Origin of the sequence: Anaeromyxobacter sp. Red801, assembly GCF_049201065.2 — a bacterium.
Lineage (GTDB): Bacteria > Myxococcota > Myxococcia > Myxococcales > Anaeromyxobacteraceae > Anaeromyxobacter.
In genome coordinates this window covers 2,602,776-2,622,340 of the sequence record NZ_CM181236.1, presented here as the reverse complement: position 1 = coordinate 2,622,340, position 19,565 = coordinate 2,602,776, and the positions used below count along the sequence as shown (strand labels likewise).

Annotated in this window: 15 protein-coding genes; 5 read left to right on the top strand and 10 right to left on the bottom strand. The window is 76.2% G+C overall.

Annotated elements, in window-relative coordinates; translation table 11 throughout:
- The first annotated feature begins 139 nt into the window (after positions 1-139).
- On the top strand, positions 140-1,762 hold the full coding sequence (locus ACOQFB_RS12125) for a fumarate hydratase (RefSeq protein WP_059438026.1): 1,623 nt from the start codon (positions 140-142) through the stop codon (positions 1,760-1,762).
- On the opposite strand, the gene ACOQFB_RS12120 is transcribed toward ACOQFB_RS12125, so the two are convergent.
- The 6 genes from ACOQFB_RS12120 to ACOQFB_RS12095 form a co-directional block, all read right to left on the bottom strand.
- Entirely contained in the window at positions 1,743-3,179 is a 1,437-nt protein-coding gene (locus ACOQFB_RS12120) for a WS/DGAT domain-containing protein (RefSeq protein WP_421609857.1), read from the bottom strand. The two genes, ACOQFB_RS12125 and ACOQFB_RS12120, sit on opposite strands and share 20 nt — an antisense overlap.
- A gap of 105 nt (positions 3,180-3,284) precedes the next feature.
- Positions 3,285-4,508, bottom strand: coding sequence for a COG3014 family protein (locus tag ACOQFB_RS12115; RefSeq protein ID WP_059438028.1), 1,224 nt, complete (start codon positions 4,506-4,508; stop codon positions 3,285-3,287).
- A gap of 9 nt (positions 4,509-4,517) precedes the next feature.
- Positions 4,518-5,108: a penicillin-binding protein activator LpoB gene (lpoB, locus tag ACOQFB_RS12110; protein WP_059438029.1), complete on the bottom strand. Its 591-nt coding sequence runs from the start codon at positions 5,106-5,108 to the stop codon at positions 4,518-4,520.
- 20 nt (positions 5,109-5,128) lie between these two features.
- The gene (locus tag ACOQFB_RS12105) at positions 5,129-5,689 is read right to left on the bottom strand and encodes a hypothetical protein (RefSeq protein ID WP_059438030.1); all 561 of its coding nucleotides are present in this window, start codon (positions 5,687-5,689) and stop codon (positions 5,129-5,131) included.
- Between the two features lie 144 nt (positions 5,690-5,833).
- On the bottom strand, positions 5,834-6,769 hold the full coding sequence (locus tag ACOQFB_RS12100) for a diacylglycerol kinase family protein (protein WP_494492227.1): 936 nt from the start codon (positions 6,767-6,769) through the stop codon (positions 5,834-5,836).
- Positions 6,715-7,893 carry a hypothetical protein gene (locus ACOQFB_RS12095; protein WP_494492226.1) on the bottom strand — a complete coding sequence of 393 codons (1,179 nt, stop codon included), beginning with the start codon at positions 7,891-7,893 and terminating at the stop codon, positions 6,715-6,717. The genes ACOQFB_RS12100 and ACOQFB_RS12095 overlap by 55 nt, the downstream gene beginning before the upstream one ends.
- A 107-nt stretch (positions 7,894-8,000) precedes the next feature.
- Here ACOQFB_RS12095 and ACOQFB_RS12090 point away from each other — a divergent pair, with 107 nt between their 5' ends.
- Positions 8,001-9,959, top strand: coding sequence for an ABC-F family ATP-binding cassette domain-containing protein (locus ACOQFB_RS12090; RefSeq protein ID WP_421609854.1), 1,959 nt, complete (start codon positions 8,001-8,003; stop codon positions 9,957-9,959).
- A gap of 18 nt (positions 9,960-9,977) precedes the next feature.
- Here the strand turns inward: ACOQFB_RS12090 and ACOQFB_RS12085 are convergent, their stop codons facing one another.
- Positions 9,978-11,843 carry a M48 family metalloprotease gene (locus ACOQFB_RS12085; RefSeq protein ID WP_421609853.1) on the bottom strand — a complete coding sequence of 622 codons (1,866 nt, stop codon included), beginning with the start codon at positions 11,841-11,843 and terminating at the stop codon, positions 9,978-9,980.
- Between the two features lie 148 nt (positions 11,844-11,991).
- On the opposite strand from ACOQFB_RS12085, the gene ACOQFB_RS12080 reads away from it, so the two are divergent.
- Positions 11,992-12,192 carry a hypothetical protein gene (locus tag ACOQFB_RS12080; RefSeq protein WP_059437288.1) on the top strand — a complete coding sequence of 67 codons (201 nt, stop codon included), beginning with the start codon at positions 11,992-11,994 and terminating at the stop codon, positions 12,190-12,192.
- A gap of 29 nt (positions 12,193-12,221) precedes the next feature.
- On the opposite strand, the gene ACOQFB_RS12075 is transcribed toward ACOQFB_RS12080, so the two are convergent.
- Both ACOQFB_RS12075 and fusA read right to left on the bottom strand, forming a co-directional pair.
- Positions 12,222-12,692, bottom strand: coding sequence for a hypothetical protein (locus ACOQFB_RS12075; protein WP_059437287.1), 471 nt, complete (start codon positions 12,690-12,692; stop codon positions 12,222-12,224).
- A 135-nt stretch (positions 12,693-12,827) separates the two neighbouring features.
- Positions 12,828-14,897 carry an elongation factor G gene (gene fusA / locus ACOQFB_RS12070; protein ID WP_421609852.1) on the bottom strand — a complete coding sequence of 690 codons (2,070 nt, stop codon included), beginning with the start codon at positions 14,895-14,897 and terminating at the stop codon, positions 12,828-12,830.
- 117 nt (positions 14,898-15,014) lie between these two features.
- Here fusA and ACOQFB_RS12065 point away from each other — a divergent pair, with 117 nt between their 5' ends.
- Positions 15,015-15,623: a tRNA-uridine aminocarboxypropyltransferase gene (locus tag ACOQFB_RS12065; RefSeq protein ID WP_421609851.1), complete on the top strand. Its 609-nt coding sequence runs from the start codon at positions 15,015-15,017 to the stop codon at positions 15,621-15,623.
- A gap of 58 nt (positions 15,624-15,681) precedes the next feature.
- On the opposite strand, the gene cls is transcribed toward ACOQFB_RS12065, so the two are convergent.
- Positions 15,682-17,142, bottom strand: coding sequence for a cardiolipin synthase (gene cls / locus ACOQFB_RS12060; protein ID WP_421609850.1), 1,461 nt, complete (start codon positions 17,140-17,142; stop codon positions 15,682-15,684).
- Between the two features lie 161 nt (positions 17,143-17,303).
- Between cls and ACOQFB_RS12055 the strand changes: the two genes are divergently transcribed.
- Positions 17,304-19,565 (top strand): hypothetical protein, encoded by a 2,262-nt coding sequence (locus ACOQFB_RS12055; RefSeq protein WP_059437283.1) that lies wholly within the window; start codon positions 17,304-17,306, stop codon positions 19,563-19,565.

The window sequence follows — 19,565 nt, the reverse complement described above, 5'->3', positions numbered from 1 at the left end:
GAATCCGCGCGCGATCGGGGCTCAGCCGCGCATCGACACCGGCCGCCGTCCTGTGCTTTCCTGCGGGCCCCGGGCACCGAGAGCGCACCGGCCCGCGGTTCGACTTCCCACCCCGTTCGCCCGCGAAGGAGAGGCACACATGGCGACTCCCGCGTTCCACTACCAGGATCCGTTCCCCGTCTCGAAGGACGCGACCAAGTACCGGCTCCTCACCAAGGAGGGTGTGTCGGTCGGGACGTTCGAGGGCAAGGAGATCCTGAAGGTCGAGCCGTCGGCGCTCACCCGGCTCGCGCGCGAGGCGATGCGCGAGGTGTCGTTCTTCCTCCGCCCCGAGCACAACGAGCAGGTCGCGAAGATCCTCGCCGACCCCGAGGCCTCGCAGAACGACAAGGGCGTGGCCATCGCGTTCCTCAAGAACGCCGAGATCGCCGCCCGCGGCGAGCTGCCCATCTGCCAGGACACCGGCACCGCCACCATCGTGGCGAAGAAGGGCCAGCAGGTCTGGACCGGCGTGAAGGACGAGCAGTACCTGTCGGAGGGCGTGTACCTCACGTACACCGGCGAGAACCTCCGCTACTCGCAGACCTCCGCGCTCGACATGTACCGCGAGGTGAACACCGGCACGAACCTGCCGGCGCAGATCGACGTCCTCGCCACCGAGGGCGCCGAGTACAAGTTCCTGTTCGTGGCGAAGGGCGGCGGGTCGGCCAACAAGACCATGCTGTTCCAGGAGACCAAGGCGCTCCTCACGCCGGAGAAGCTGGAGAAGTTCCTGGTCGACAAGATGAAGTACCTCGGCACCGCCGCCTGCCCGCCGTACCACATCGCGGTGGTGGTGGGCGGCACGAGCGCCGAGACCTGCCTGAAGACGGTGAAGCTCGCCTCGACGAAGTACTACGACGGGCTGCCCACCCAGGGGAACGAGCACGGCCAGGCGTTCCGCGACGTCGAGCTGGAGCAGCGGCTGCTCGAGGCGGCCAACAAGCTCGGCATCGGCGCGCAGTTCGGCGGCAAGTACTTCGCGCACGACATCCGCGTGGTCCGGCTGCCGCGCCACGGCGCGTCCTGCCCGGTCGGCATGGCCGTGTCCTGCTCCGCCGACCGCAACGTGAAGGCCAAGATCAACCGGGAAGGGCTCTGGATCGAGGAGCTCGACCACGCGCCGGGCCGGCTCATCCCGCTCGAGCTGAAGAAGGGCAAGCACGAGCACGGCGTGAAGGTGGACCTGAACAAGCCGATGAAGGAGATCCTGGCCGAGCTGACCAAGTACCCGGTCTCGACGCCGCTGCTCCTCACCGGCACGCTGGTGGTGGCCCGCGACATCGCGCACGCCAAGTTCAAGGAGCTCATCGACCAGGGCAAGGGCGTGCCCGAGTACCTGAAGCACCACCCGGTGTACTACGCCGGCCCGGCCAAGACGCCGCCGGGGAAGCCGTCCGGCTCGTTCGGCCCGACCACCGCCGGCCGCATGGACTCGTACGTGGACCTGCTGCAGTCGCACGGCGCGTCGATGGTGATGATCGCGAAGGGCAACCGCAGCCAGCAGGTGACCGACGCGTGCAAGAAGCACGGCGGCTTCTACCTGGGCTCGATCGGCGGCCCGGCCGCGGTGCTGGCCGAGGAGAACATCAAGAAGGTGGAGTGCATCGACTTCGCCGAGCTCGGCATGGAAGCCGTCTGGAAGATCGAGGTCGAGAACTTCCCCGCGTTCATCCTGGTGGACGACAAGGGGAACGACTTCTTCAAGAAGCTGGGGATGTAGCCGGCCCCGCCTCGATCACCCGCACCCTCCGGCCGGCAGGCGCGCCCGCGAAGGCCGCCTGCCGGCCGGCGTGTTCCGGGGCCGCGGCGGCGGCCCGGGCGCGCCCGGCCCGCGCCGGCCGAGGGACGAGCGCCGCCAGCTCCTCGTCGATCGCGTGCGCGAGCGCCCGTGGATCGAGCGGGAACGCCGCGTCCGCGCGCACGCCCACCGTCACCTGGCCGGCGTAGCTGAGCAGGCTCACGCCCAGGCCGAGCGCGGCCGGGTGCGGCACCCAGAACAGCAGCTCGTCCACCCGCCGGCCGCCGAAGTGCAGCCGCCGCGCGGGCCCGGGGACGTTCGTCACCACCATCGAGGCCTTGCGCGAGAAGAAGGCGGTGCCGAGCCGCTCCAGGGCCGCCGGGGCGAGCCCGAGCGCGCCGAGGATCCCGAGCGCCACCCACGCGTCCGGGCTGCGCTTCATCGCGGCGGTGCGGCCGCGCATCAGCTCGAGGCGCTCGTCGAGGGCGAGCGGCTCGATGGGCAGGTCGAGGAACACCAGCCCGAACTGGTTCCCGAGCGGCGTGCCGGCCGCGGGCGGCCCGGGGCGCAGGTTCACCGGCACGAGCGCGCGCACCTCGTCCGGCAGCGGCCCGGGCGCGCCGGGCGCGGCCGGATCGCGGAGCACGCGGGAGAGCGCGCCGGAGAGCGCGGCGAGCAGCGCGTCGTTGACGGTGGCGCCGGCGGCGTGCGCCGCGTCGCGCAGGCCGGCGAGCGGCCAGGGATGGGACCAGGACGTCCGGCGGAGGCCGGTGAGCGCAGGCGGGGCGAGCCGGCCGCGCGCCTCGGGCAGCGTCGCCATCTTCCAGAGCGAGCGGGCCGCGGCGAGCGGGTCCCCGAGCAGCGCCCGGGCGCCGCGCGGGAGCGGGCCGGGCGCCGCGTCCGGCGGCGCCGGGGGGCCGGCCTCGGGCGGCGCGGCGCGCCCGGCGCGCTCGTCGGACAGGCCGAGCAGCACCGTCAGGAGGGCGAACCCGTCCGCCATGCAGTGGTGGAGCTTCACCAGCACCGCGCTCTGCTCGCCGCCGTCGATCAGGCAGGCGCGCCACGGCGGCCGGCCCGGCGCGAGCGGCCGGGTGGCGGCCTCGGACACCACCTCCTCGAGCGCCTCGCGTCCCTCGCCGCGCAGCGTGCGCGCGCTCAGGTGGCGCGCGAGCGAGAAGTGCGGGTCGCGCTCCCACACCGGCTGCCCCAGCGCGCCGGTGTCCACCACGCGCGCGCGGAACCGGTCGTGCGTGACGAGGCGGTCCTGCAGCAGGGTGCGGAGCCGCGCCGGGGAGAGGGGGCCGTCGAGGCGCAGCAGCGCCACGATGTCGGCGGTGTTCTCGGGTCGGTCCATGTGCAGCCAGGCGGCGTCCACCCGGCTCATCGGCTCGCGGGTCATCGGGGGCTCCTGGCCGGATCCTGCGGGGAAACCGCGCCGGCGCGGAGGGTCCGGGAGGGAGCCCGGGCGACGTGACGCAGGGGAGGGAGCCGCCTCCCGTCCGCCTCAGTACCGCCGCTCCACCAGCAGGGTCACGCGGCCGGGCCGGACCGCCACGGTCCGGCGGAGCACCTTGCCCCCGCTGCGGATCTCCACCTCGTGCGTGCCCGCCGGAAGGCGCAGGCGGGCGACCTGCAGCTCGGCCGGCAGCGAGAGCCAGCTCCGCCGGTCGGCCTCGCTGGTCGAGGTCAGGGCGAGGAACGTCAGCCAGCCGAGCACCTCGCTGTCGGTGGCCTCCCCGACCGCAGCGGCGACCCCCCCCTTCACCACCGTGCTCGCCACCGCCTTGGCGGCGATGCGGCCGATGCGCTCCGACAGGTGCACCTGCGCCACGTCCTCCAGGGAGGTGACGGTGACCGCGTCGGCCCGGCGGGCGCCGGCCTCCAGGGTGGCGGCGTCGCGCACCCAGGGGCGCGTCACGTACACCGGGACCACCAGGAGCTCCGGCCCGGCGCCCTGCCGGCTGGAGCGCTTCTCCGGCGACAGGCCGGCCTCGAGCACGAGCACGACCTGGCCCTCCTCGGCGCCGAGCGGATCCGCGCCCAGGGCGGGGCGCGCCGCGGCGAGCGCGTCGGCCTCGTCGGCGCGGCCGGTGGCGCGCGCCAGCCGCAGCGCGGGCTCGGCGAGCGGGCCGAGCCCGGGCGCGAGGCGCAGCGCGTCGGCGTAGTCGATGTACGCCGAGTCCGGGTTGCCCGAGTCCTCCCACAGCACGCCGCCCAGGTAGCGCGCCACCGCGAGCTGCTGGTACGGCTTCTTCTCCTCCTGGACCATCTTCCGCAGCCGCTCGTCCACGCGCCGCACCTCCACCAGCGCGTCCTCGTCCTTGCCGAGCGCGGCGTAGTTGAGCGCCTGGACGACGTTGATCATCAGCTTCTCGAAGTCCTCGCCGCGGTAGGCGCGGGCCCGCTCGTTCTCGAGCAGCGCGCGCCCCTCCTCGCTGACCGAGATCGCCTCCAGCGACGCGGCGAGCCGCTCGGCGCGGGCGAGCACCGGGAGGCTCTCCTCCCAGCGCCGCCCGGCGTGCAGGATCATCCCCTGGTCGAGCAGGGCGAGCAGGCGGTCGCGCTCGGGCCCGCGGCGGACCTCCTCCTCCGCGAGCGCCGCGGCGCGGTCGTGGTCGCCGGCCTGGTACGCCTCGCGCATCGCGCGCGTGCGCGACACGTAGTCCCCGGCGCAGCCGGAGACGAGCACGGCCCCGAGCGCCATCGCGGCCGCGCGGGCGCGGCGCACGGCGGCCTCCTACCAGCCCACCGACTGCTTCCGGAACTTCTTCCGCAGCTCCTTCTCGTCGGTCCAGGTGATGAGCCCGGTCCGGAGGTCGGTGAGCTGCATGGTCATCTTGTAGTAGACGACCTTGTCCGCCCCGACCTCCTGCACGATCGACGCGATCTGCCCGGTGAGCACGTAGTCGGCGCCGACCTGGGCGCCGGGGCCCTTGGCGGTCTCCTTCGCGACCATGCCGGACTGCTGGTAGTCGTACTCCGCGGCGATCTGCTCGCGCGCCGCCGCGTCGGCGAACGCGAAGCGGCCGGACCGTTGCAGCTCGACGCGGACCTTGTCGGCGAGCGACTCGGTGTCGATGTGCTCGGAGGTCTTGTTCCGGACGCGGCCCACCACCAGCACCGGCCGGCCCGGCAGGGCCTGCACGGCGGGCGCGCCGAGCAGGGAGCCGGTCATCTTCCTGGCGATGAGCTGCAGGTCGTTCTCGTTGAACTGGTCGGACAGCAGCTCGATGGTGTTGGGGTCCTCGTACGCGCCGCGGGTGAAGGCCCGCGGGCCGCAGGCGGCGGCGAGCGCGGCGGCGGCGAGCAGCGGGAGCTGGCGGGGCATGGCGTTCCTCCGGGGCGGCGCTACAGGCGCACGCCGAGGCCGAGGAAGATGCGGTGGGTGACGGTGGTGTCCTGCTCCACCGGGACGTCGAGCGCGTAGTGGAGGCCGAGCACGAAGCGGTCGCTCGCCTCCAGCTCGGCGCCGAGCTGCGGGCTCAGGCCGAAGCGGCTCCGGCCGTTCCACGACATGACGCCGGCCTTCAGCCCGGCGCTCAGCGAGAACGGCGACGCCGGCGTGCGCAGGCGCGGGCCCACGAGCACCAGCGTCCGCTCGAGGTCGAAGTCGTAGGCGCCGGTCAGCTCGAGCAGCAGCCAGTCGTCGGGCGACCAGGCGAGATCCGCGCCGAGGAAGTAGGGCCGGTCGTGGAGCGGGTAGCCCGGCCCCTCGCTGGTGATGGCGCCGCCCGCGTCGAACGTGATCTGGAAGGCGCCGGGGCCGGGCGCGCGGCGGTAGCCGCCCTGGCCTACCTCGGAGCCCTCTGGGCCGTCGGTCCTCCCGGGCGGCGCCGGCGCCTGTGCCAGGACCAGCGCGGGCAGCGCGGCCACGAGGAACGCTGCAGCGGAACGGAGCGGTCGAACCATGGCGAGCCCCCTCTCGCGCGGTCGAGTGCCGTCGTCCTCGCGTATCCCCCCTCGCGGGGCACCGGCGCAAGAGCCCATCCGTGCGTGCGCGGCCGCGCCGCGGAGGGTGACGCGTGCGGGGGAAGGGGCGGGGCAGGCGGCGGCTCAGTCGCCGTTCGCGGCCGCGCGCCGGCGGCGGCCCGTGATGACGCGCAGCGCGGCCGGCTCGACCCGGATCTCGAGCTCGCCGGGGGAGACCGAGCCCTCCAGGTCGATCTGGATCGGCCAGCGCGACTCGAGCCGGATCCGCGCCGCGCGCGCGGTGCGCACGCTGCCGCGGGGCGGGGCGGCCGTCGCGACGCCGTGGCGGAGCGCGGAGGTGAAGGTGCGGCGGCGCCGGTGCACCACCGCGTCGGCGAGGCCGTCGGCGGGGTCGGCGTCCGGGTGGACCACCGTGCCCCAGGCGACGCAGGGGAGGTTGTACACGCCCACGTTGAACACCGGCTCGGAGGGATCGGCGAGCACCACGCCGTCCGCCTCGAGGCGGAAGCCGGTGCGCTTGCGGAGCGCGCCCGGGAGCGCCGCGAGCAGGCCGCCCACGCGCGCCAGGCCGCGCCCGCGCGACGCGCCGGAGATGATCTGCCCCTCGAACCCGCAGCTCACCGAGGCGAGCGCCAGCGGGGCCTCGGGGTGCGTGGTCACGAGCGCGTCGATCTGGACCGAGCGGCCGTCGGCGATGGCGGCGAGGGCGCGGCGCAGGTCCGCCACCCCGAGCGCGTGGGCGATGGCGTTGCCCACGCCGAGTGGGAGGATGGCCATGGGCCGGTCCGCGCGTCCCGCGGCCCGCACCGCGCGCGCCACGAAGTTCACGGTCGCGTCGCCGCCGGCCGCCACCGGGATCTCGTCCGGCGCGAGGCCGCGCATGGCGCGCTCGGCGCCGGACAGCGTGGTCACGACCGCCAGGCGCGAGCGGCGGGTCCAGGCGGGCGCGCGCGAGAGGAGCCCGCGCAGGCGCGCGGCCGCGTGGCCGTCCTGCGCCTCCGGGTTCACCAGGAACACGAGGCGGGGAAACTCCACCTCGCCGCGGGCGGAGGTGCGCACCTGCTCCGTTCCCTCCGCTGCCCGCATGCCGCCCCCTTCGAAGCCATGACGTTACACGCGGGGACGCAGCGTGGCCAGCCCGTCCGGGAGGGCGCGCGGCGGTCGTGGCGAACCGCCCGCGCCTGCTCAGGGTTCGCCCGGCGTCGACGCGCGGGAGGCACCTCCTCGGCGGCGCGGACGTCCCCGGGCGCGCCGAACCGGCGTGCCAGCGCCACGGCGCGCTGGGCCGCCGCCCGGGCGGCGCCGCGGTGCCCGGCCGCGAGCAGCCGCCGCGCCAGCGTCGCGGAGGCCGCGCTGGCCGCGCGCAGGCTGCCGCTCCGCTCGCCGAGCTGCGCCGCCTTCCGGAGCAGCACGCGCTGCTCCTCCTCGGCGGTGCCGCGCTCCGCCAGCACGTCGGCGAGCGCGATCTGGGCCCAGGGCACGAACGCGGCCGCGCCGGCCTGCTCGCGCAGCGCGAGCGACTGGCGGAACCCGAGCTCGGCGCGCGTCAGCTCTCCCCGGTCCTGGTCGAGCCCGGCGAGGTGGCGCTCCATGTTGGACAGCATGAAGTCGTCGCCGAGCCGCCGGGCGCGGACGGCGCCGTCCTCGAGCAGCGCGCGGGCCGCCTCCGGCCGCCCCTGCTGATCCTCCGTGAGGGCCTGGTGGAAGATCGCCTCGGCCTCGAGGCGCGCGTCGCCGGCGCGTCCGGCGGCGGCACGGGCCTCGCGCACCGCGGCGGCGGCCGCGCGCATCCGCGACGGCTCGTCGAGCGCCTCGAAGAAGATGCGCCGCGCCTGGACGAGCAGCGCCGTGGCCAGCACGCGCGGATCGCCCGCCTCCCGCGCGGCGGCGAGCGCCCGGTCGGCGGCCGCCGCGGCCTCCCGCGGGGCGTGGTGGTGGAACTGGCTCCGGTCCACCGCGATGCGCGCCAGCAGCACCGCCAGCTCCGCGCGCACCGCCGCCGGGGCCTCGCCGCAGGCGAGCTCGCGCTCCACCGCGGCGCGCGCCGCGTCCCAGCGCCCCTCGAGCAGGTCCTGCTCGACGCGCGCGGAGAGCTGGGGATCCGGCCCGACCTTCCCGGGCAGCGGGGTGGCGGCGGCGAGGTGCAGGAGGGCGAGGGCGAGGGCTGGCGCGGGCGGGAACATCGGGTCGATCTCGGGCGGCGGGGGCCGCTCGGGATGGGAGGGAGCGCCGGCCGGCTTGTGACCTCGAGGCCGGCCCGCCGCGGCCGCGCGGGTGCTATGAAGGCGCGGTGACGCTCCTCCACGCGGCCGGCCTCGGCCTCTCCTTCGGCAGCCGCACCCTCTTCGACGGCCTGACCTTCACCATCGAGGAGGGGGAGCGCGTCGGCCTGGTGGGCGTGAACGGCGCGGGCAAGTCGTCGCTCATGCGCATCCTGGCGCGCGCCGCCGAGCCGGATCGCGGCGAGGTGCAGCTCCGCCGCGGCGCGCAGGTCACGTACCTGCCGCAGGAGCCGGCGTTCCCGGAGGGCGCCACCGTCGCCTCGGAGCTCGAGGTCGCGCGCGCCCCGCTCCGCGCCGCGCTGGAGGCGCACGCCGCGCTCGCGGCGCGGCTGGAGACGGAGCGCGATCCGGCGGCGCACGAGCGGCTCCTCGCCGAGATGGCGGCGCTGTCGGATCGGATCGAGCACCTGGGCGGCTGGGACACGGCGCACGAGGCGCGGCGGCTGCTGGACCGGCTCGGCGTGCCGGACTGGGACCGCCCGGTGGCGGAGCTGTCCGGCGGCGCCCGCAAGCGCGTGGCGATCGCCCGCGCGCTGCTCACCCGCCCGGACCTGCTGCTGCTCGACGAGCCCACCAACCACCTCGACGCGGACACGGTGGACTGGCTCGAGGAGGAGCTGGACCGGCTCGACGGCGCGCTCCTGCTCGTCACCCACGACCGCTACTTCCTCGACGACCTGGTGGACCGGATCGTCGAGATCACGCCCGGCGCCGGCGTCACCAGCTACCCGGGCAACTACGAGGCGTACCTCGCGCAGAAGCTCGAGGAGGAGTCGCTCGCCTCGACCGCGCAGCACAAGCGCGAGCGCTGGATCGCGCAGGAGGTGGCCTGGCTCCGGCGCGGCGTGGAGGCGCGGCGCACCAAGAGCAAGGCGCGCATCGAGCGGGCGCGGCGGCTCATGGCCGAGCGCGGGTACCAGCGGCCGCGCGCGGCCGACCTGAGGCTGGCGGAGGCGCCGCGGCTGTCGCAGGTGGTGCTGGAGGCGCACGGGGTGGAGAAGCGCTTCGGCGAGCGGACCGTCCTGCGCGACGTCGAGGTGGTGCTGCAGCGGGGCGAGCGGCTCGGCATCGTCGGCCCGAACGGCGCCGGCAAGACCACCTTCCTGCGCGTGCTCCTCGGGGAGCTCGCGCCGGACGCGGGCGAGGTGGTGGTGGGCAGGCGCACCCGCGTCGCCTACTACGACCAGCAGCGCGCCCGGCTCGACCCGGAGCAGACCGTGTACGAGGCGGCCGGGGGCTCGCCGCCGGGGCGCACCGGCGAGGACTTCGTGGAGCTGTCCGGCAAGCGCGTGGCGCTCCGCGACTACCTCGACGACCTGCTGTTCCCGCCCACCATGCAGCGCATGCAGGTGAAGGCGCTCTCCGGCGGGGAGCGCAACCGGCTGCTGCTGGCGCGGCTGTTCCTGGAGGGCGCGAACGTGCTCGTCCTCGACGAGCCCACCAACGACCTCGACCTCGTCACGCTGAACGTGCTCGAGGGGCTGCTGCTCGGGTTCGACGGGACGGTGCTGCTCGTCACCCACGACCGCTACTTCCTCGACAAGGTGGCGACCTCGATCCTGGCGCTGGAGGGCGACGGGCGCGCGGTGCGGTACCCGGGGAACTACGAGACCTACCGGACGCTGAAGGAGCAGGCGGCGGCCGCGCAGGCGCCGGCCCCGGCCCCGGCGGCCGAGCGCGCGCGGGAGGCGCCCGCGGGGGCGGGCGCGCCGGAGCCGAGGGCGCGCAAGCCCGGCAAGCTCTCCTTCAAGGAGCAGCGCGAGCTGGAGGGGATGGAGGCGGCGATCCTCGCGGCCGAGGAGCGCAAGGCCGCGCTCGAGGCGACGCTCGCCGATCCCGAGACGTACCGCCGCGAGGGCGGCGCCGTGGCCGGGATGCGCGAGGAGCTGGAGCGGCTCGCGGCCGAGGTGGAGCGGCTGTACGCGCGCTGGCAGGAGCTGGAGTCGTTCCGCGGCGGCCCGGCCTAGGCCGGCGCGGGCGGCCTCCTAGGCGACCCGGGCGCCGGCGAGCTTCCGGACGCGCCGGAACAGCACCCCGCTCGACCTGCCGCGCACGAACACGAAGGTGTGCGGCCGGTCCGGGAGCGCGTTCGCGAGCGCCTGCGGGAGCGACGCCTCCGCGCTCCCCGTCACGAACTGCCGCCACGTCCAGCGCGGCTCGACGGCGAGCACGAACACCGGGGCGCGGTCCGGCAGGTGGCGCAGGCGCTTCCGCGCGAGGTGCAGCCGCTTCACGCGCGGGTGCCCGCGCAGCGGGGCCACCAGCGCCTCGACCGCGTCCGGCGGCAGGCCGTGCGGCTCGAGCGCGTCGGTGGCCAGCACCTGGGCGCGCTCGGCGGCGGCCTCGTCGTGCAGCCCCTCCAGCGCCTCCGCCCGCGCGATCCAGGGCGCGGCGAGATCGTGGCGGCCGGTGGACAGGTGGTAGGCGGCGAGGAGCTGCGCGCCCGGCAGCTCCGCGTCCCCGTCGAGCGCGATGGCCGCCTCCACCAGCGGGACGCCCTCGGCCTCGTCCTGCTCGAGGAGCAGCCGGCCCAGGCCGTAGCGGGCGGGCGCGTGCTCCGGGTGGCGCGCCACCGCCTCGCGGGCGAGCGCGATCGCGCCGGGGACGTCGCCGAGGTCCTCGGTCAGCGAGGCGCGCTCCCAGGCGGCGTCGGGCTGGAGCGGTCCCCCGGCCGCGGCCCGCTCGAGCTCGGCGAGCCGCGCCGCCTGCTCGGCCTTCTGCGCGTGCGCCGCCGCCCAGCGCTCGCGGACGGCGCCGCTCCACGCCGCGTCGAGCGAGGCCCGGAGCGCGGGGAGCGCGCCTCCCAGGAAGCGCGCCGCCGCGGTCTGGAACACGGCCGGCGGGAGGCGCGGCGGCTGCCCGAGCGCGGCGATGCGCTCGGCGAGGGCGGGGTGGGTGTCCACGCCGCGCGAGCGGCGCTGGAGCGCCCGCTCCAGCGCGCGGCCGGCCCCGGGATCGCGCAGCGCGGCGTGCACCTCGGCCTCGAGCGCGCCGAGGTAGCCGGGCGGCGGCTCCGCCTCGCCCGCGGTCCGCCGGTTCATGGCCGGCCAGAAGCGGCGGTCCACCGCCCAGCCCGCCACCGCGACCGCCGCGAGGGCGTCGGCGGCGGCGCGCGGCCCGGCGGCGACCGCGGAGAACCGGTCCGCCTCGCGCTCCTGCTCGCGCGCCAGCGCCAGGCTGGCCGCGCCGAAGAACGGGCCGTACCAGCGGAAGAACGCGCGCAGCGGCCGGGCCAGCACGCTCCGGCGGCCGTCGAGCGCCTCGAGCAGCCGCAGCCAGGTGGCGCGCACGCGGTAGATCCACGCGCCGGCCCGCCCGTGCCGGCCGGAGAGGTGGCCGAGCTCGTGCGCGAGCACCGCCTGGAACGACTCGGGCGAGAGCGAGAGCATGAGCGGGAGGCCGAGCACGAGGTCGTTGTGTGGCCAGCCCAGGATCCCGAGCCGCGGCGTCTGCGCCACGCCGGCGTTGAGCGAGGCGTCCACCCGCACCGCGTGGATGCGCGGGATGCGCCCCAGGCGCCGGAGCCGCTCCAGCTCCACGAACAGCGCCGGCGCCTGCCCGGGCAGGACCCGCTCGCCCTCGGGCCGCTCCAGCTTCACCCAGATCGCGCGGAGCAGCGCCGCCGCGGTGAGGCCCACCGGCAGCGCGAGCTTCAGCAGCACCACGTTGCGCGAGAGCACCACCCCGCCCGCGAGCAGCGCGAGCAGCCCCACCGTGCCGAGCACCGTCGCGCCGACCACCGCGAACCCGAGCGCGCCGAGCGCCGTGATGAGCGCCCGGTACGCGCGCGGCGACGACCGCGAGCGCCGCTCGAACCGGGCGGCGATCCGCTCGAAGCGCTCGGTGTCCATGCCGTCCTCCCGCGCGCGGAGGCCGCGCGTCGGGCCTCTTTACCACGCGTGCACGGGCGCGGGCCCTGCCACCGGGTGCGTCCGTGCGCGAGCGTTCCGCACAGCGGGGGCGCGGCGCCGCCAGGATCGCGGTATCCTCCGCGCCCCCATGAGCGTCTGGCACGTCCAGGTGAACGGCGTCCCGGCCTGCACCTCGCCGCTGATCACGGAGGAGGAGCGGCTCGAGCCGCCGGTGTGCGGCGCGCGCAACCGCCAGCGGGCCGAGGAGTACGCGGCGATGCTCCGCGAGCGCCACCCGGACGCCGCCGTCGAGGTGGTGGAGCACGGCTGCCCGATGCGCGGGGAATGAGCGGGCGGTCCGGCGTCCGGGACGGTCGGCTAGTGCGGCTTGTTCTCGGCGTCGAGCTTCCAGCGCAGCGTGACCATCACCTTGCCCCACCCGCGGGCCCCGGGCGTGCCGCCGGGCTCGCCGGGGCGGAAGTCCACCCGCAGGTTGGCGTTGGCGATGTAGCCGGCCACCGTGGAGATTGCGGGGATGGGCGCGCGGGAGAGGATCCCGAGCACGAGGTCGGTGCGGCTGGCCTTGTACAGCGGGCCGGAGTCGGGCATCGACGAGGCCTGGTACTGGCACACCTCGGGCGGGCAGACGGGGGCCTGGCGGCGCAGCTCGCCCTCGGGCTCCTCCAGGGAGGGCTGCCGGGAGGCGGCGGGCGGCGGGGCCTGCGCCACCAGCGCGCTGCGGGCGGACCCCAGCCCGAGCCTGGGCATGGCCGCGCGGCGGCCGTCATCGCCCGCGCGGGCTGGGAGCGAGGCGGCGAGCAGCGACAGCGCGAGCAGGGACCGGACCATCTCCGGATCAACCTGCGCGCTCCCGCGCGCCGGAACAACGGCGCCCGGCGATACGCCCTGCCTGGCGCCAGGCAGGGGGTTGGCCCGCGCGAGTGACGCACCGCCTCCGGCCGCCGGCGCGGCGAGGCGGCGGCGTCAGCCGGCCACGTCGAAGCGGTCGAAACGCATGGTGAACAGCGCGCGCCCCTGCGTCGCCGATCGCAGCTCGGTGGCGTAGCCGAACATCCGCCGGAGCGGGGCCTCGCAGGTGATCACCTTGACGGCCTCGCCCCGGTCGGCCACGTCGAGCACGGTCCCCTTGCGCCGATCGAGGCTCCCGATGACCTCGCCGAGGTGCTCCGACGGGAGCACGATCTCGACGCGCATGAGCGGCTCGAGCAGCACCGGCCGGGCCTTCCCGGCGGCGATCCGCACCGCGTCGGCGGCCGCGACCTTGTACGCGAACGGCTTGGAGGCGCCCTCGCGCCAGGTGGCGCCGGTGAGCGTCACCCGGACGTCCTGCAGCGGGTGACCCTCCAGCGCCCCCGCCTCGGCCGCCTCGCGCGCGCCGTCCTCGGCCATCCGGCGGACCTCCGGACGGAGGAAGGGGAGCGCGGCCGCCTCGGGCGAGAGGTCGAACCGGAAGCCGCCGCCGCGCGGCAGCGGCCCGACCGCGACCGACACGTGCCCGTAGATCTCCTCGTCCTCGAGCCTGCGCTCGAAGGTCGCCTCCGCGGCGGCCTCCGCCGAGAGCGTCTCGCGCAGGAGCACCTGCGGCTGGCCGGTGCGGACGGCGAGGCCGAACTCCCGCCGCAGCCGCTCGGCCACGATGTCCAGGTGCAGCTCCCCCATGCCCGACACGAGCAGCTGGCCCGTGTCGGGGTCCTCGCCCCACCGGAAGGTCGGGTCCTCGTCGGCGATCCGCGCCAGCGCCTCCAGCAGGAGGTCGCGATCCTTCTGCGAGGCGGCCTCGATGGCCTCGGAGATGACCGGCTCGTAGGACGAGAGCCGCTCGAGCAGCAGCGGGTGGGCCTTGTCGGTGAGCGTGTCGCCCGTGCGGGTCTCCTTCAGGCCGGCCACGGCGAACAGCTGGCCGGCGCCGAGGGAGGGGACGCGCTCCTTCTGCGCCGCGTGCATGAGCAGCACGCGCCCGACCTTCTCGAACTTGCGCTGGCTCGCGTTCCAGACCGCGTCCCCCTCGGCGACGCGCCCGGAGTACACGCGCAGGAACACGTACCGGCGCCGCTCGTCGAGGAGCGACACCTTGAACGCGAGCGCCAGCAGCGGGGCGGCGTCGGTCGGCGGGCGCCGCTCCTCCTCGCCGGTGTCGGGGTGGACGCCGGCCGGCGGCGACACGTCGAGCGGGGAGGGGAGCCAGTCGCAGACCGCGTCGAGCACCTGCGGGATGCCCTTGTTCCGCAGCGCGGAGCCGCACAGCAGCGGCACGAACCGGCCGGAGAGCGTGGCCCGCCGGATGGCGGCGCGCAGGCCGTCCTCGTCGAGGTCGCGGTCGGACAGCACCGCCTCGGCCGCCGCGTCGTCGAGGTCGGCGAGGGCGGCCACCAGCGCGGCGCGATCGGCCTCGCCCTCGGCCGAGATGCCCGGCTCGGCGGTGAACGCGCGCGGGTCCTCCGGGTCGCCGAACCGGACGGTGCGCCGGGCGACCAGGTCCTCGAAGCCGGCGAAGGCCGCCTCCGCGCCGAGCGGCCGCTGCACCGCCGCGACCACGTGGTCGGGGAAGTGCTTGCGCATGGACGCGAGCGTGAGCCCGAGGTCGGCGCCGACGCGGTCCATCTTGTTCGCGAACGCGATGCGCGGCACGCGGTAGCGGTCGGCCTGGCGCCAGACGGTCTCGCTCTGCGGCTCGACGCCGTGCGCCGCGTCGAACACCGCCACCGCCCCGTCGAGCACGCGCAGCGAGCGCTCGACCTCGATGGTGAAGTCCACGTGGCCGGGCGTGTCGATGAGGTGCAGCTCGTGGGCGCGCCACTCGAGCCGGGTGACGGCGGACGTGATGGTGATCCCGCGCTCGCGCTCGAGGTCCATCCAGTCCATCACCGCGGCGCCCTCGTGCACCTCGCCCATCTTGTGGGTGCGGCCGGCGACGAACAGGAGGCGCTCGGTGAGCGTCGTCTTGCCGGCGTCGATGTGCGCCATGATCCCGAGGTTGCGGATGGCGCGCATGCGCCGCTCCGACGCCGTCCCCTCGCCGCGTGGCTCCCCCATGCACCGACCCTCCGCCCGCCGCCCCGCCTCCGGCCGCGCGCTCCCGCTGAGTATACGTCGGCGGCCGCGCCGCGCCCGGTTCCGGATCCGCGGCGCTTCGACTAGGCTCCGCGTCCCGTGCGAGAGCTCTGCCGCCGCTGCCTGCGCCCCGCCGCCCTCTGCCTTTGCGCGAGCCTGCCGACCGTGCGCGCGCGGACGCGCGTGGTGATCCTCCAGCATCCCCGCGAGGCCCGGCTCGCCATCTGCACCGCCTGGCTGACGCGCCTGGCGCTGGAGGACTGCGAGCTGCACCGGGGCGTCCGCTTCGAGGATCACCCGCGCGTGCGCGAGGTGGTGGCCGACCCCGGCGCGGCGCTGCTGTTCCCGGGCGAGGGCGCCATCCCCGCCGCGGCGCGCGCCGGCGACCCGCCCCGGCTGCTGGTGGCGGTGGACGGCACCTGGCACCAGGCGCGGAAGATGGTGGAGGCGAGCCCGTCGCTCGCGGCGCTCCCCCGCATCTCGGTCGTCCCCGACCGGCCGGGCGGCTACGCCGGTCTGCGGCGCGAGCCCGAGCCGGAGTACCTCTCCACGCTCGAGGCCGTGGCGCTCGCGCTCGGCGCCCTGGAGCGCGACCCGGCCCGCTTCGAGCCGATGCGCGAGGCGTTCCGCCGGATGGTGGCGCAGCAGCTGGAGTGCGCGCGCGGGGCGCGGCGGAACCCCAGGCACCGGGGCGGCGGCAGCGCCTGACGCCGCGGCCTCGACGCCCTTCCGCGACCTCAGGGCGCGGGGCGAGGGCGCAGCCTCGTCACAACTGCGGAGCCAGAAGGCGGGCGGCGCTCGCGCCCAGCCGCGAGAGGAACGGCGCGTCGGCTTCCCGCGTGGTCTTGGGCCGCGCCACCTCGAGGTCGCGCTCGAACAGCGCCGCGAGCGCCTGCACCGCGGGGGCGCCGTACAGGACCGCGGTGACCTCGAAGTTGAGCCGCAGGCTCCGGTTGTCGAGGTTCGCGGTGCCGACCATGCCGACGTCCTGGTCCACCAGGCAGGTCTTGGCGTGGAGCATGCGCGGCCCGTAGAGCCAGATCCGCGCGCCGGCGGCGAGCAGCGCGTCGTGGTAGGTGCGCGACGCGGCGTCCACCACCCGCGAGTCGGTCCGGCGCGGGAGCAGCAGGCGCACGTCCACCCCGCGGAGGGCGGCGCTCGTCAGCGCCGCCAGCATCGCCTCGTCGGGCACGAAGTACGGGGTGGTGATCCACACGCGCTCGCGCGCGCCGCCGATGGCCGCGACGTGGAGGTGGCCGACCGTGGACGTGTCCTGGTCCGGGCCGGACGGCACGATCTGCACCTCGTGCGACCCGGGCGGCTCGTCCGGGAAGTACGGCCGCAGCGCGCCGGGCGGCAGCGGCGAGCCGGTCTTGCCGGTGGCGAACGCCCAGTTCTCGAGGAAGGTGAGCTGCAGGCCGTGCACCGCGGCCCCCTCGACGCGGACCGTGGTGTCCCGCCACGCCGCCGGGCCGGTCGCCGCGACGCTCTGGTCGTCCGACACGTTCATCCCGCCGGTGAAGCCCACCCGCCCGTCGCACACCACGATCTTGCGGTGGGTGCGGAAGTTGGCCGAGCCGCCGCGGAGCCGCGACGCGAGCATGGGGTTGAAGCGCTCCACCTCGCCGCCCGCCTCGCGCAGCGGCGCGAGCAGCGCGGCGCCCAGCCGCGGCGAGCCCGCGTCGTCCACCAGCAGCCGCACCTGCACGCCGCGCCGGGCCGCGGCGGCGAGGGCGGCGAGCACGCGCGCGCCGGTCCGGTCGCGCTCGAAGATGTACATCTCGACGTGGACGTGGTGCCGCGCCGCCGCGACGTCGCGCTCCACCGCCTCGAAGTAGTCGTCGCCCTCGGCGAACAGGACGACCGATCGCGCGGTCTCGGGCGGCGGCGCCTGGAGCCGGATGGCGAGCCGGGCGAGCTGGCCCATGCTGGAGAGGTCGCGCGCGGTGGCCCGGTCCCAGGCCTCGAGGTAGGCGCCGCGGGCGCGCTTCAGCACGTTCAGGCGCAGCTTCTTGCGGTCGAGCCGCCGGGGCCCGACCACCAGGTACACCGCCACGCCCACCACCGGCATGGCGGCGAGCGCCAGGATCCACGCCAGCGTGGCGGTGGGGGAGCGCCGCTCCAGCAGGATCCAGCAGCTCGCCACGACGACCCAGGCCGCCTCGAGGACCCCGAGCACGCCCGGCGAGGGCAGCGCGTCGAGCAGCGCGAGGTCGGGGGTCCACATCCTCGCGATTCTACACAGGGACCGGCCGGGCGTGCCGGCGCTCGCCCCACCGGCCCACCTGCGGCCGACCGCGCGGTACCCACCCCCTGCGGCATGGGGTAAAACCGAGCGTGTTCCGCCGCCGCGCGCCCGCGCGCCGGCCGCCTGCACCGGGGGAGTCCATGTCCGAGCCCGCCGCCGCGGTTCCCGCCCCGCCGCCGACTCCGTCCGCGCCCCGCGCGCCGCAGCAGCGCGCCGGCCCGCACCGGTGGCGCTTCTACCGCGTCGGCGGCCTGGAGCAGCCGTACCTCGAGACCGGCGAGGACCTCGCCCGGCTCGCCGAGCTGGACCAGAAGCTCTGGGTGGCGCTCTCCTGCCCGACCCGGGGCCTGGAGCTCGACGCCCGCACGCTGGAGCTGCTCGACCTCGACCACGACGGCCGCGTGCGCGCGCCCGAGGTGCTGGCGGCGCTGCGCTGGTGCGAGGAGCGGCTGGTGGACCTCGAGTCCCTGCTGCGGGGCGGGGAGGCGCTGCCGCTCGCCGACATCGACGCCGCGAAGCCGGCCGGGCACGTGCTGCTCGGCGCCGCGCGCCAGGTGCTGTTCCACCTCGGGAAGCCCGAGGCCTCCGCGGTGCTGCCGGCCGACGTGGCCGACCTCACCAAGCTCTACGAGAGCACCCGCTTCAACGGCGACGGGGTGGTGCCGCCCGAGACCGCCGACGATCCGGAGGTGCGCCAGGCCATCGCCGACGCGATCGCCTGCGCCGGCAGCGAGCGCGACCGGAGCGGCAAGCCCGGCATCGACCGCAAGCGGCTCGACGCGTTCTTCGAGGACCTGGCGAAGCTCGACGCGTGGGCCCGGGCCGGCGAGGCGCCGGACGTGGCGTTCCTGGGCGAGGCGACCGCGGCGGCGTGGGAGGCGTTCCACGCGGTGAAGGACAAGGTGGACGACCACTTCGTCCGCTGCCGGCTGGCCGCGCTCGACCCGCGCGCCGCGGTGGCCATGAACCGGTCCGAGCCGGAGCTGGTGGCGCTCGCCGCCCGCGACCTGGCCCGGTCGCGCGAGGAGGTGGCCGCGTTCCCACTGGCGCGCGTGGAGCCGGGCCGGCCGCTCGCGCTCGGCGGGCCGGTGAACCCGGCCTGGGCCGCGGCCCTCGCCGCGCTCCGCGAGAAGGTGGTCGCGCCGGTGCTCGGCGCGGACAAGGGCGCGCTCACGGCCGAGGAGTGGGAGCTCGTCTCGGCGCGCTTCCTGCCGTACCAGGCGTGGCTCGGGGCCAGGCCGGCGCAGGCGGTGGAGCGGCTCGGGGTGCCGCGGGTGCGGGCGCTGCTCGCCATGGGCAAGGGGCCCGTCGAGGCGCTCGTGGCGCGGGACCTCGCCCTCGAGGCGGAGGAGGCGGCCATCGGCGACGTGGTGCGCATGGTCCACTACCACCGCGACCTGGCGCTGCTGCTCCGCAACTTCGTGTCGTTCGCCGACTTCTACGACCCGCGCCGGCCGGCGGTGTTCCAGGCCGGCACGCTGTACCTCGACGGCCGGAGCTGCGACCTGTGCGTGCGGGTGGACGACCCGGGCGCGCACGCGGTGCTGGCGGCCCACTCGCGCATGTACCTCGCGTACTGCGACTGCCGCCGCCCGGGCGGCGAGGCCATGAAGATCGCGGCCTGCTTCACGCAGGGTGACTCCGACTACCTGATGGTCGGCCGGAACGGCCTGTTCTACGACCGGCAGGGGCGGGACTGGGACGCCACCATCGTGAAGATCGTGGACAACCCCATCTCCATCCGCCAGGCGTTCTTCTCGCCGTACAAGAAGTTCCTGCGGATGATCGAGGACCAGGTGGCGCGCTTCGCCGCCGCCAAGGAGAAGGCCTCCGAGGCGCGCCTCGCCTCCGGCGCGGAGGCCGGGGTGGGCGCGGCCACCGGCGGGAAGCCGCCCGTCCCGGCGGCGGTGGACGTGGGCAAGATGGTCGGCATCATCGCCGCCCTGGGCGTCGGCGCCGGCGCCATCGGCACGCTGCTCGGCGGGCTGGTGTCGGGCTTCGTCGGCCTCGAGCCGTGGTGGGCGAAGCTGGTCGCGGTGCTCGGGGTGCTGCTCGTCATCTCGGGCCCGTCCATGCTCATCGCGTGGCTGAAGCTCCGCCAGCGGAACATCGGCCCGGTGCTGGACGCGAACGGCTGGGCGGTGAACGGCCGGGTGAAGGTGAACGTGCCGCTCGGCGCGGCGCTGACCCACGCGGCGGCGCTGCCGCCCGGCGCGCGGCGCACGCTCGACGATCCCTACGAGGATCGCAGGGCGCGGGCGCGCCGCCGGCTGGTCTGGCTCGCCCTGCTGGCGGTGCTCGTGGGCCTCGGGCTCGCGCGCCGGGCCCACGTGTGGCCGTTCGCGCCCCACGCGCCGGAGGCGCCGCCCCCGGCCGTGTCGCCGGTGGTGCCGGGCCGCTGA

What these genes read in the sequence shown, in the direction of transcription:
- ACOQFB_RS12125 (WP_059438026.1), top strand. Translation starts at nt 140, where the DNA reads ATGGCGACTCCCGCGTTCCACTACCAGGATCCGTTCCCCGTCTCGAAG.
- ACOQFB_RS12120 (WP_421609857.1), bottom strand. Translation starts at nt 3,179, where the DNA reads ATGACCCGCGAGCCGATGAGCCGGGTGGACGCCGCCTGGCTGCACATG.
- lpoB (WP_059438029.1), bottom strand. Translation starts at nt 5,108, where the DNA reads ATGCCCCGCCAGCTCCCGCTGCTCGCCGCCGCCGCGCTCGCCGCCGCC.
- ACOQFB_RS12105 (WP_059438030.1), bottom strand. Translation starts at nt 5,689, where the DNA reads ATGGTTCGACCGCTCCGTTCCGCTGCAGCGTTCCTCGTGGCCGCGCTG.
- ACOQFB_RS12095 (WP_494492226.1), bottom strand. Translation starts at nt 7,893, where the DNA reads ATGTTCCCGCCCGCGCCAGCCCTCGCCCTCGCCCTCCTGCACCTCGCC.
- ACOQFB_RS12085 (WP_421609853.1), bottom strand. Translation starts at nt 11,843, where the DNA reads ATGGACACCGAGCGCTTCGAGCGGATCGCCGCCCGGTTCGAGCGGCGC.
- ACOQFB_RS12080 (WP_059437288.1), top strand. Translation starts at nt 11,992, where the DNA reads ATGAGCGTCTGGCACGTCCAGGTGAACGGCGTCCCGGCCTGCACCTCG.
- ACOQFB_RS12075 (WP_059437287.1), bottom strand. Translation starts at nt 12,692, where the DNA reads ATGGTCCGGTCCCTGCTCGCGCTGTCGCTGCTCGCCGCCTCGCTCCCA.
- fusA (WP_421609852.1), bottom strand. Translation starts at nt 14,897, where the DNA reads ATGGGGGAGCCACGCGGCGAGGGGACGGCGTCGGAGCGGCGCATGCGC.
- cls (WP_421609850.1), bottom strand. Translation starts at nt 17,142, where the DNA reads ATGTGGACCCCCGACCTCGCGCTGCTCGACGCGCTGCCCTCGCCGGGC.
- ACOQFB_RS12055 (WP_059437283.1), top strand. Translation starts at nt 17,304, where the DNA reads ATGTCCGAGCCCGCCGCCGCGGTTCCCGCCCCGCCGCCGACTCCGTCC.